General features: G+C 49.0%; 8 protein-coding genes. 2 read left to right on the forward strand and 6 right to left on the reverse strand.

The features are described from left to right. Positions 1-420: 420 nt before the first annotated feature. From NXS99_RS04695 to eccCa, 4 genes are all read right to left on the reverse strand, one after another. Positions 421-708, reverse strand: a complete 288-nt coding sequence (locus tag NXS99_RS04695) for a WXG100 family type VII secretion target (protein ID WP_259287508.1) — start codon at positions 706-708, stop codon at positions 421-423. A gap of 268 nt (positions 709-976) precedes the next feature. Then, a complete protein-coding gene (locus tag NXS99_RS04700) occupies positions 977-1,294 on the reverse strand; it encodes a WXG100 family type VII secretion target (protein WP_259287509.1) in 318 nt (105 codons plus the stop codon). Positions 1,295-1,426: 132 nt separating this feature from the next. Beyond that, complete coding sequence (locus tag NXS99_RS04705) at positions 1,427-2,632, reverse strand: hypothetical protein (protein ID WP_259287510.1); 1,206 nt, start codon at positions 2,630-2,632, stop codon at positions 1,427-1,429. Next, positions 2,632-6,318 carry a type VII secretion protein EccCa gene (gene eccCa / locus NXS99_RS04710; RefSeq protein WP_259287511.1) on the reverse strand — a complete coding sequence of 1,229 codons (3,687 nt, stop codon included), beginning with the start codon at positions 6,316-6,318 and terminating at the stop codon, positions 2,632-2,634. The genes NXS99_RS04705 and eccCa overlap by 1 nt, the downstream gene beginning before the upstream one ends. 727 nt (positions 6,319-7,045) lie before the next feature. Here eccCa and NXS99_RS04715 point away from each other — a divergent pair. Further along, positions 7,046-8,512, forward strand: coding sequence for a hypothetical protein (locus tag NXS99_RS04715; protein ID WP_259287512.1), 1,467 nt, complete (start codon positions 7,046-7,048; stop codon positions 8,510-8,512). 23 nt (positions 8,513-8,535) lie between these two features. Beyond that, positions 8,536-9,750: a S8 family serine peptidase gene (locus NXS99_RS04720; protein WP_259287513.1), complete on the forward strand. Its 1,215-nt coding sequence runs from the start codon at positions 8,536-8,538 to the stop codon at positions 9,748-9,750. Here the strand turns inward: NXS99_RS04720 and NXS99_RS04725 are convergent. Both NXS99_RS04725 and NXS99_RS04730 read right to left on the reverse strand, forming a co-directional pair. Then, positions 9,712-10,131: a TIGR02611 family protein gene (locus tag NXS99_RS04725; protein WP_310593303.1), complete on the reverse strand. Its 420-nt coding sequence runs from the start codon at positions 10,129-10,131 to the stop codon at positions 9,712-9,714. The genes NXS99_RS04720 and NXS99_RS04725 overlap by 39 nt on opposite strands. Positions 10,132-10,490: 359 nt before the next feature. Beyond that, complete coding sequence (locus tag NXS99_RS04730) at positions 10,491-12,179, reverse strand: type VII secretion protein EccB (protein ID WP_259287515.1); 1,689 nt, start codon at positions 12,177-12,179, stop codon at positions 10,491-10,493. Between the last annotated feature and the right edge of the window lie 172 nt (positions 12,180-12,351).

Here is a 12,351-nt window from a genome sequence, read left to right on the forward strand (position 1 = left end):
TACCATGACACACACGCAGACAAACAAACTGCCATGTATGGCACTTTTTCAATCAATACAACGCACAGACGGCATATCTGAAATGTCTACTCATACGTTGGCACCTACCACAGCTCCATCGTCGAATTTCATCTTCAAATATAGTTCTCGTGCATCGCTGTCAATTCAGTAATGCTCAGACATGGCAGGTGCAATGGAAATTTTTTCTCTCTTACGTTCAGACGCATCTTGGCTGTTTACAGCCATATATTGCAGTAGGAAACAGCCAATATACCAGCATATCGGCAGCCGAATAAGTGAAATCGTGTGCAGTTTTGTCATGGCGCGCGGGCAGGTGTTTATAAGCAGCAATGCCACTCATAAACACCTGCACGCTATTGCGTTACTGCAGATTCACGATCATGACAGCACTGGGGCGGTTTATCCCCAGCTTGCTGCCGCCATACGGTTGACTTCGCTCATGCGATCGTTACCGCTGCGAACGGTCTGGCCAATAGCAGCAAGTACAGTATTGAGTTCGGCAGCTGCGCGATCCCATTTTTGTTGAGCTGCTTGGTAGGCAAGAGCAGATTCACCTTCCCAAGTATGAACCATTGGCGCAATGTGTGATTTCAAACTGTCCAGAAGTCCATTAATACGACCAGAAGTGATGTGAATATCACCTGCTGCTGCTTCAATTTCACCGAAGCCGTACTTAATCGTGTCCATAATCTCTCTTTCTCCAAAATCTTTGGCGAAGCAGTGCACGTATTGGGTTTGAATTGAAAACGTGCACGCTATGAATGTGATATGAATATTGAGCTGACCGCAATCTTGTGTTTCTTTGTTGCTGTTGAGATTTTCGGGATGAATCTCAACGCACAACGCCACGTGAAATATTCAAGATCGATGCATGTCATCTCAGCTGGCATATACCCGCCAGGTTGTTCGTGAATATTGGTGTGTGCACAAGCTCATCAAGCAAGTGAACAATGAATTACAGTGCAAGCCCTTCAGAACCAACGCTTGCGAATGCTTGTGCGTTGTCTGCTTCAACATTTTCAAAGGCTTTTGCATTGGAGCGAATGTTCTCGCCAATACTGACCAGAGCTTGCTGGAGATCTTGTGCCGATTGATTCCAACGCTGCATCAAAGAGTCGAATGCAACCTGTGCCGAACCTGCCCATGATCCACGAACGGAATCAACAACAGTTCGCAACCGGTTGAGTTCTGATTGCACTTGCGCATTGGTATCGTCGACGCGTCCTGCAGTTGCCATCATGACATCTGCTTCAGTACGAAATTGATTTCCCACGAAGGTCTCCTTTCGAAAAAGGCTGATTGAATTACAACCCACGATTTACTTTCAGCCTTGAAAAAGTAACGTGCGAATAAGTGTCATTCAAACGTTGAAAAGCACTTACATATGTATTGGACTGTTTTTCTCTCATTTCGGTTCCCGCATACTTTGACCTGCATAAACATCGGGAATAGATTGATGCTCTTGATGCTCTTGTTGTGTGTTAAATACCTCTGCGCACACCTTCAGCTCTGCTGCATGCAATCCAGTTCGTGCTTGGCAGCCATAGGACAACACCCAATCCGTGGTGCGATACACTACCCACAACGTTTGTGATCCATCTCCAGGCTGTTCGGCATAGGAGAATAATGGCGCTGGCGTAAAACTAGTCACGAGTTGATCGATTTGCAGCAGTTGTCCTGTTGCATCGTTATGCATCTCTGGATGCTCAACTGTCTCGAGCGCAGCCATATCGTGTTGCATCTCGTCACTATTCAAGGACGTTTCAGTACTTGTATGACGATCATCTGCTGCTATCAACAGCTCACGTGACAGCGTCGGATCTTTCGCAACACTGTTGGCAAATCCTTCAAGTAAATCTGCATCACTTATGGATTGATGCTGATCTTTTGCAAAAATAAGTTGCAATCCAGCTTGTTCATCACCATAGATTCGCTGACCGTCTACAGTGGTTTCTTTCAATAAAAATTTCCCTGGAATGTGAAATTGCTTGCCGGCAAACACAAGCGATTGCATCTCAGGATCATCCGGTTCTTCAGATTCTGAAACGGACGGTTCTATTGTCACAGGTGCGGCGAATGACGAGACAATTTCTTCAGGGTCTTGAAAGCGAGTCTCCTCTATACTTTGTGCAATCAGCTCAGGTGGCGTCGAGCTATCTTGGATGCGAAGGATTACCGCCAACACACCAAGAGCAATCATCCCAACTCCAAGCACACTACCGACAAGTTTTACCCACGAAGGCCATGTTTGAAAATTTGGCATTGTTTGCTCCTCTTGCTGAATGAAACGCTCAATATGAACAGGCGTTGGTGGCGGTGAAAGTTTCGTAGCAACACGTTGCTTTGCTGCGTGCAATCGAATACCTTTCGCATCGAAAATCTCACTCAGCACTGCAGTGGTCTGCTCTTCAGCTTTGAGTTCAACTGTGCATTCAGGCCAGGTAAGTACCATTTGTTTCAGTTGATCAAGCAGTGCCGCAACGGCCCATCCTTCGTGGATGCCTTGTTCAGGAATGTCGTAACGATATACGCTTTGCTCTGCTTCAAATACCGTCGCCGCTTCTAAGACTGTGACAACAATGTCAGGCTCTTGGCTGTCATCAGTGTGCATTACAAGCCTTTCTGTTCATCCACTTGGGCAAATTGCACAGTTCCCCACGACTGTCCTTGAACAGCAAGAGTGGCACGTCCTGGTGGAAATGCCTGAGGAGTCACACCCCAAATTGCTCCGTCTTCTTTTTCTGCATCTAAAACTGCAACAAGTGGTGCTTGATCTTTTAGCTCAGTAAAGAATGGATGGTAGAGCGCACGCGATAATCCACCTGTTTTTCGAGTGGCGATAATATGAAATCCAATATCTTTCGCTTGCGAAATATACTCGGCAAGTTCTCGTAAATGTTCATCAGCGAGCACATCAATATCGTCAATCACCAGGAATAATTCAGGCCCCTGCCACCACGAATGATCTTTGAGTTCCTTCGCTGTAATCTCAGCTGGCGGTAGCCTGCGTTTAAGTGTTACCAAAAGATCTTGCAACACTGTTGCTGTTTTCTTTGCCGTAGCAGAATACGCAACCACATGCGGATGCTCTGCATAATCGAGATGTTGTCGTTGCTGATCAATCACAATAAGGCGTACATGTTCTCGTGGTTGCAACGTCAGCGCGTGCAGCATCATCCGAATAATGTTGGTTTTCCCCGATTGTTTGCGCCCAATAGCTACTACATGCGAAATCTTGGAATAATCCCACGTAATCTCAGTTAATTGCGGCCCACCAATACCGATGGCAATGCCATGATCATGCTGACTTAAAGACGAATATGCACAATACTCTGGCAACATGCGTAAAGCCGGCACAGGATCATACGCTTGCACCGCGGCGAATATTTCGTAGTAATCAGTTTCATCAACTTGTGCAAATAAAATATGCTCACCATCTTTATTCAATCCGCGTCCTGGTCGATCAGGTAGTTGTTGTTGCGCCGCACGATCAATGACAGAATCCAACGATTCACCAAGTTTGAATTCAATGCGTTGAGTCACAAGATCACGAAGTGATGGACGCATTGCACTCCATCGTGGCGTACTGATAATCACATGCACGCCAACTGCTAAACCATCAGTTGCAATTCGAGTAATTTTTGCAACGAGGTGTTCATAATTCAATTGCAGTTCGTGCCAACCATCAATGAGCAATAGCACATGCCCTGTCACTGGTTGATCCAGGAAACCTGTCACCTCATCAACAATGCGCTCAGTTCTTTCACGTTCTCCTCGCTGCACAACCCCTGCCACATGCGGAAATTCTTCAAGACCTGCAAAATTGGTGCCGACAAGATCCAACACATAAATGCGAATATCCGTACTATCATGCGTATAAATGGCAGCCAATGCACATGTCAGCAAAGCTGTAGTTTTCCCTGTTTGCGGTCCACCACAGATCACGACATGTCCATGCTGTCCAGCGAGATCAAGTACATATGGATCTTGACGTTGGTAATATGGCCGATCAATCATTCCTACTGTTAGCTGTAAAAATGCTGGTTGTCTATGCAAACTACGGAACGCTATTTGGCTCGGCAACGGTGCAAGCCATACTTCATGTGCACGTTGATCTCTGGTTGCAGCAACCTGTGTTGTTGCCGCAACCAAGACATCGATGACTGTCCCACGTTCATCTTCAACCATGATGATTTCTTCTTGCGCTTGATCCGCAACAAACCCATCCCACACTCGAATTGCTGCCTGCTGACTCGATTGTTGAATTTGTGCAATCATATGCTTGCCAGACACATATGCGGCTTGAAAGCGATGCAACTGTCCATCATTGCCCTGCAGGTATCCTGCCCCAGGTTTACTTGGCAGATGATAGGCATCAGTAACACCGAGTACTTGCCGAGATTCTGCTGCAGAGAATGTTTTTAAGCCAATGCGATAACTTAAATGCGAATCTAATCCGCGCAGTTTCCCTTCTTCTAAACGCTGCGATGCGAGTAACAGATGAATTCCAAGCGAGCGTCCTAACCGACCAACTGCGACAAAAACATCAGCAAAATCTGGATGTTGGCCTAAGAGCTCAGAAAACTCATCGATGATAATAAACAGTGCTGGTAATGGCATGAGAGGTTGTCTAGTTGTACCTGCATCATCACTAGGTATCTGCCGAAGTTGCTGATCACCTGAATGTCGCACACTTTGTGCGGCTTGGTTGTATTCGAAGATATTGCTGAAATTTCCGGCTTGCCGTAATAATTCTTGGCGTCTGTTCATTTCTCCAGCGATGGCATCATGCATGCGATCAACCAAGAATGCTTCTTCAGCTAGGTTCGTAATCACAGCCGAGGTATGTGGCAGTTCTTCGAGTCCTAAAAATGTGGCGCCACCTTTAAAGTCCACCAAAATGAAATTTAATTCTGCTGGACTATGCGTTGCAGCAAGACCAACAACCAAGGTACGTAACAATTCGGATTTCCCTGAACCGGTGGCTCCAATACAAAGTCCATGTGGTCCCATGCCTCCTTGCGAAGCTTCTTTAATATCAAGCACCACAGGATGATGGTCTTCGCCAATACCCAATGGCACAGCTAAATGCTGTCGGCCACGCGGATGCCACAAATATTCAACGGTCGCGGCAGTGAAATCATCAACGCCTAACAGTTGTGGCAGTTCATCGGTGTGATTGTGCTGAATATGGCGCGGGCGCGAATATTTTGTCATTTTCCGCGTAAATAACGCGAATTCTTGTTCTGAGATCCAATCACTTGTGCCAATATGTTCTGCCCCAATTTCGGTTACAGCATGTAATTGATGCTGGTTATTAACCCGAAATGCCAATCCTTGCGTTGCAATATGCTGGTGTATTATTCCGGCGCGGGCTTCTACGCCAATAATCACGGTTGTGGTGTACAAGGCACAGGCATGGGTGATCGCAGTGTCAGTGACTTCGTCGTCGACAAGCACGATGACGACTTGCGCATGTTCGCACGCTGTTGGATGACTATGCGGGAGCCACTTTATACTTGCAGAAAATCTTTTCGAAAGGCAGTGAATACCAATAGTTTCTGGCCCATGAAAATAACATAGTTCTGTGAGCAGCGAAAATACAGCACCGTGGGCTTGTGGTCCTGAAAAATCTAGGGCTTTGAAACTTCGCAGATGAATCACGATTGGCATATCAGCAATGGTGCTGAAGTTTGTGACGAGCTGTTTGAGTCCGTATGCACAAACCGGATCTACGTCTTCTGGCGCTGCCGGTTGTCCGAGATCGAATGGGGTGCATAACGCTTGTGTGCCAAGACCAATTCTGACGCAATAGGCATCAGGATCCTGATGATTACGCTCCCACATGCGATTACTTCCCAGCTGCGACCATAAGTGCTCTGGGTGTGGGTGCTGATGCAATTCATGCTGATACTGGGCGACTTGAGCTTTTTGAGCTTGTTGCTGCAGTGCTTTGAGATGGCGTAAATACGTGCGACGAGTTTCATCATAATCTTCAGTCTGACCACCCGAAAACATGGAAAATGCACCTGCGATCATCATGATTGGAAACATCAGCATCATAGGATTGAGCTGAGTTCCGCTCATCACCATAAACCCCACCATGCCGCCAACCATTGTGAGCATCAGCAATGGCATGAGCAGTTTCACAAGCGAGAATGGCTGTGGTTTTTCAGCCTCAGGCAGTGGTTCAGCTACAAGTGTGCCTTGCGGCAACGGTGGAGCTGGATCGCGATACTCATAGCGAAGTGGCTGGCGAATCATCTGCGAGCGTTCGCGAAGCTGTATATCAGTCATGAAATAACGTCCTTTTATCCGTGCAGGTTGTTGTTCTTAAAAATTGCAGCCAACATTCACGGGTATCAGCGAACACATACGACCTGGACGATTATTTCTACGTTGCACATACTGGCACGCCAATTCCACAGGTTTTTGATATAAGCGCACAAGATAGTGATCATGCCGGTTTTCAAGGGCGCGATATTCATCGAAACTACTAGTCGCGCGCAGTAAATATAGCGCTTACCTGCAGTTTCGAAGCACGTATCATCTCCCCCTTCTGTTGATGATGCATACTTGCGCACTTCTAGCCCACCCCCGCGAATCTAGAAGATGTTGCGAAAGTCTAAACCATTGGGTTTCCATCCGCAGGACTTACACCCCCGAATTCGCCTAGACATACTCGTTGAAGTGCAGGTTTTTCAATCATAAGAGAGCTTTTCGACGCCAACTGGGCTCATCATCCACGCAACCACCCCGGCGCGACCAGACCCAACCATTCGACGACCCCGGTGCGGTCATCTTTCGCGTTCCTTACATGCTTATGCCATAGCGCAGCGCAACCAAAAATTATTGAACATGATATTCAGGAACCAAATTGCGGTGAAAGCAGTCTAATACAACGCAGGTGTTATGTTTTGCGTGAGCACGTTTGTCAATATGCAGCTCAACATCTTCTCGCAAACAGCCACGCCTGCACTGTCCTTTGGCTCGTGTGTTTTCATGCAAGAAAGATAGTTTCGTTATGCCACAACATGCTCTTGTCTCCTCACGTGAGACATTCACTCAAGCAGAACCACCTGCTGCACCACCAGAACCCACACCCCCTGGAGAAACTACGCGTCGAGTACGCATTCATATCCAAGCTACTCCTTTTCTCCGCACTCTCGAATGCGAAATACCACTAGTCACAACACTTGGTGACGCTCTCGACGAGATCCTACGCCTCGCACATGCTCCAATCATTTCCCTCCCATGGCAGTGCGTCACAAGTGCAGGAACAGCTTGTTCACCTGCAGCAACGCTCGCAGAATTAGATATCCCGCACGGCAGCACCATCATCGTGCGCCCCATCCAGCAGGCGTTCCAGCCAACTGTCGTTGATGCAACCGAGGCCATCGAAACAAGCATGCATGCACGCACTGGCGCAACTGACACCGCACTGTTTTCTGCAGCTTGGACGGCTTTAGCCTGCCTTGGCTTGCTCTATACAGGCACTGCAATTATCGGCCATCTCATCTCCCCTGCCGCATTTGCAAGCGCATGCTGTGTCGTGCTTGCACTGGCTGCCGTCTTAACGAAAACCGCAGCACTCCTACCTGGCGTGTGCCTAATGTTCGCCGCAGCAATCGTACTCAATTTCCCGCAATTGCTCTCGTTACGCACACTCGCACAGTTCCAACACACTTGGGCTTTCGTATGCTTATGCATTGCATGCGGCTGGATCCTCTGCGCAATCATTGGCGCATTTGTATTACCGCATCCAGCTTTGACCAGCGCAATAGCGGTGGTAGCAATCAGTATGTTATTCCTGAGCATCGGAATATGGATCTACCGCCCATCATTTTCCCAAGACACCTCACACTATCTGTCTTGGGTAGTCCCTGCTCACGGCTTCATGCTTGGCATTTTGGTGCTACTCCATAGCGGTTTGCCTCTGTTGGCTGCAAAACTTGCAGGTATTAAAGTCCCACTGCTGCGCACTGACGTCGTCAAGCATGAAGAAACGGCTGACCCACATCTTGCAAAGCGCTGCAGCCTGGTGAGTCAGATTTTAAGCGGTGCCAGCATTGGGATGGCGATCAGCGTCAGCGTTGCCTGTGCGGTAATCATGCTCGTAAGTATGTTCACCAGCGAAGATACCCTCGTGGCGTGGGGGCTATTTGCTAGTCTCACAGTGGTTTTTCTGTTCCAGGCGCATCGTTTTCAACTGGCGTCTATTACGTGGTCATTATGGATTGCCGCTCATATGTGCCTGCTTACAACCATTATTCTTGCAGGCCAAAGCCATGCATTGCCATTATTCGTGATCACCGTGGCAATAGTTGGTGCCTTAATAAGCGCGCGCGTATTAGCCCCACTGATCGACGCACTCGAACCTACCACTGTAATTTGGTGGGAACGTCTCGAATTACTCGCCCTGACCTGCTGTGTTCCGTTGAGTTTAAGCCTTGCTGGCGTGTTTAATGCATTGCGCGGTTTAGCACTATGAATCGACATATTTCGGCTTGCTTTATGACAGTTGCGCTTGTGATGTTGTACTGTTCTCCACCTGCGATTGCTCAAGATCAGCCACACTCACCTCAGCCATCGCCATGTCAACGCGTTGTGCCGGCAACCGCAGATGATATTTCAGCCCAAGCTCGCATGGCGGACATGTGGCGTGCCGCGCACAAATTGGCAACTGGTGCAGGTGTGACTGTAGCCGTTATCGATACCGGCGTTTCACCACATCCACGTTTGGGGCATGTTCTTGACGGCGGCGATTTTGTGCACGATAGTGCAACCGGCGGCACGATTGATTGCGATGCCCACGGTACGATTGTGGCAGGCATTATTGCCACTCGCCCACATCCAACCGATGATCTGGTAGGTATCGCTCCCGAGGCAACCATTCTTAGCATTAAGCAAACCTCTGCTTTTGGCAATTCAGAGCACGAAAATGAAGGATCGATTCTCACGCTCGTCACTGCTTTACGACGCGCCCTCGAACTACACGCCACTATCATCAATATTTCTTTAGTTAGTTGCTTCGCGCACCCACCACATCCAGCAGATATTGCTCAGCTACAAGAGGTACTTGCAACAGCTGAGGAGCAAAATGTGCTGGTCATTGCGGCATCAGGGAATACTTCTGCAAACTGTGATGCTCACTCCTATGTATTACCTGCACATTTAGAAACAGTATTGGCCGTAAGTGCGGTGACGATGCACCATACGCAAGCTGATTTTGCACTTCCAGCCCCTGCCCCAACGCTGTCAGCACCTGGAGTGTTCTCAGCCGCGTTAGATCCGTATACGGAAGGATTGATTGCAGGTTTAGCGTATGCCAACGATCAAGTTCCACTAGCGGGCACCAGTTTTGCAGCCCCTATTATCAGTGGCGCAGCTGCACTATTAGCGCAGCGTTTCCCCGCTGCAACAGCAGCACAACTGCGAAACATGTTACTTGCCCATAGTGATCCAGCTACCCATGTATTCAATATTGCACATCTCGTGCAAATACTTCCGGCTGCAGATCCCAAATCAGCTGGCCTTGTACCCACCCAAAGTGAGTCAACGCTGCCTACGCACATACGTCCAGATACAATCCAACCATCGCAATTAACAGGAGTCGGCGTGTGGCTTAGTGCACTCAGTATTGTGGTAACGGTATTGGTGTATCGGCGTCGCGAAGCAGTTGCATCGATGTCAGAGAATAGCGTGCATAACGGGATCCATCACAGGTAAACCGCCTGCTCGCCAGATGATATAGGTGCTTGCACCAACAGCGATCCACACTACGACACAGCTTGCGATGAATAATCCCCACCTGGTTGCTTTAGACTGGGCTTGATACCAAGTGGAACTGCGATCGTATTGCGTAATACCCCACGATAACACTTTGCTTGCCCAGTGTAATTCCAAGCTTAAAATACCAATGCCTACGAATACGGTGACCCAACCTGGCCCTGGCAGCGGAATAGTAAGCATGCCAAATAGGACAATTAGCCAGCCGAAGGTTAAGACCAACGGGCGCACCAAAAAACCGAAGCGTTTGTTTTTTAGCGCTTCGTGGTGGGCTGTGATCTTGTCGATTTTTGCAGCGACAGTCTCACGCATCTGCGACATTGTTCGACGTACCTCGTATTGTTAGAACGACTAAGGTGAATATTCGGCAAGCATCCTGCTTGCCCCTTAAGCTTGGTTCCCAATGTACCCGCGTTTATCCAATCCGTACCACCTGCATGCGACTTGTGGATTCTCCCATTCGGCAACAAAAACGCATAAAACACTCCACTACCTCGACATATCTAGTACACCCCGTACTACCAGAATCATCATAATTTCACGCACATCACACTTCCCACGGCATGCAAAACCATCACACTGCGACGATTTCGTGGCGCTCTATGTGTCTTTCGTGGCCTTCGCAGGTCGCGGCAAACGTCGCAAAGCAGTGTGCCACCGGCCAGACAACACTGCAATGTTTATGCGGGCGGAACCACAGGCGGTGACACAGCAGTGGTCTGCGGCACGACCACTTGTGTGCGTAGTTGTTGCGAATCAAGGCTCACTCCTTCTGGCAGCAATCGAAGCATCCGCCACGGAATGCGCACAAGCTCGCGAAATCCTAATGCTGCTACCGCATCAGGCTGCACAATATGATGCCGTCTACCATCAACTCCCACTACATATGTGCCAGTTCCACTTGTCGCTGCAAGCGCAGCACCATGAGTAAACACATACATCATCAAGCTTTCTGTCAGCTGGCTGCGTCGCGCCCACGAACCAACGCTTTCCCGCGCCCACAGTGCAGCCTGCTGCTCGACGACGTCAAGACCACCATCACCTACTCGCAAATATTCGGCCAACTCTCGACTACCTTGATGCGGCTGTTCGCGTAGAAATGCACTTACTGTGCCGCGAGCGTGAATGCACACGGTATGGTCGGTAGGATCAAGAAATGCTACTGGCTGCGTGGGGAGATACACCTGCGTTTCGGTATCGGTTGGAAACGTCGCAAGCGTTGCTTCATCGACGACGTTCAACGACAACCCGGTTGCCAGTACTATTTGTGCTTGGAAAGGACTGATCGCAACCAAGCCAGCTGGAGTTTGCCCGAAATAATCGGTTCCATCCGACACAACAGCTTGCAGGGCCGGTGCAGCAAAAGCGGAATTTTCTTCAATGGTTTCGAGCACTTCAGGAGGTAATTCCCAACGCGCAGTATCAGAAGAAATCCCCAGTTCGCGGCGCAAGACACGACCGATTGCGCTTGTAGGATCAGGCAGACTGTAACGACCGTTGGCATCAACGAGGTAGTCGTGACCCATCGAACGCACGAGAATGATTGAAGGATTTGAGACTGACGAAACGCCCCCCTCCGAGGCATTTAACGAAACGCCCCCCTCCGAGGCATTTAACGAAACGCCCCCCTCCGAGGCATTTAACGAAACGCCCTTCGAAACGCTTCCCGGCGCCTCTGCCACAGATGCCTGTGCAGCATTGTCTGTTCCTGCTAGCTGCTGAGTGATCCTAAAGTTGTCCCGGATATCCCCTAGTGCTGACCCCATAACCATACCATCGTCTACATACGATACTTGCTGGTTATTCTGACCACGAGGAGCCGCAAGTCGTGGGAAAATGGCGGATCCGGCTGGTTGGAAAATCATCGCCCACGCATGTTCAGCGTGACCGCGATCTGGATGTACAAAAAACATTCGATCGCACAGCATTGCTTCAGTAATTGGGACAGTGTGTTCAGTTGGAAGAAAATCTGGGGCGTCAGCGATCCCGAGAGTTTCTCCCATATCAAGGCTGGTAAGCAATTCGTCATTCACGGGTTTCGCCACAACTGGGCTGCCGAGTAATAATCGTGCCGAGGTTGTATTTCGAATCTGGTGCAGTTGATTATTCAATCGCAAATAGAGTTGCCCGCTTTCGCTGCGCACAAATTCGTGTTGCCCTGGATCAGGTTTTGGCATCAACACAGCCAGGGCAAGGCTGCCGATTGCCACGATCACTGACAGAATTGTCCCAACGATTAGCGCCTTCTTGCGCGGCCGGATGGGGTCGACGATCATGCGAGTATCGCCAAAAATGAGTGCATGCTCAAGACGTCGTTTCAAAAATTTGAGTCCTGAGAGCTGGGCTTTGGTGGTTGGTGTCAGTCCCATAATGTGTACTTTCCACGCGAGTATGCCTAATGCCCGCTTATCACCACACACCTTGGTACACGCTGTTGTATGCAGCGCACAGCACACTCCAACGCCATCATGCCATCAAATATCAGCAGGTTGTAGAATCTCCCGATGATTACCACCACTACTGAGCATCATGACGCTTTTG

Source organism: Corynebacterium sp. HS2168-gen11, from assembly GCF_024834075.1.
Classification (GTDB): Bacteria; Actinomycetota; Actinomycetes; order Mycobacteriales; family Mycobacteriaceae; genus Corynebacterium.

Bases quoted from the DNA above. Each gene is read 5' to 3' on its own strand.
- NXS99_RS04730 (WP_259287515.1), bottom strand. From the start codon at position 12,179: ATGGGACTGACACCAACCACCAAAGCCCAGCTCTCAGGACTCAAATTT.
- NXS99_RS04695 (WP_259287508.1), bottom strand. From the start codon at position 708: ATGGACACGATTAAGTACGGCTTCGGTGAAATTGAAGCAGCAGCAGGT.
- NXS99_RS04715 (WP_259287512.1), top strand. From the start codon at position 7,046: ATGCCACAACATGCTCTTGTCTCCTCACGTGAGACATTCACTCAAGCA.
- eccCa (WP_259287511.1), bottom strand. From the start codon at position 6,318: ATGACTGATATACAGCTTCGCGAACGCTCGCAGATGATTCGCCAGCCA.
- NXS99_RS04725 (WP_310593303.1), bottom strand. From the start codon at position 10,131: ATGTCGCAGATGCGTGAGACTGTCGCTGCAAAAATCGACAAGATCACA.
- NXS99_RS04720 (WP_259287513.1), top strand. From the start codon at position 8,536: ATGACAGTTGCGCTTGTGATGTTGTACTGTTCTCCACCTGCGATTGCT.
- NXS99_RS04705 (WP_259287510.1), bottom strand. From the start codon at position 2,632: ATGCACACTGATGACAGCCAAGAGCCTGACATTGTTGTCACAGTCTTA.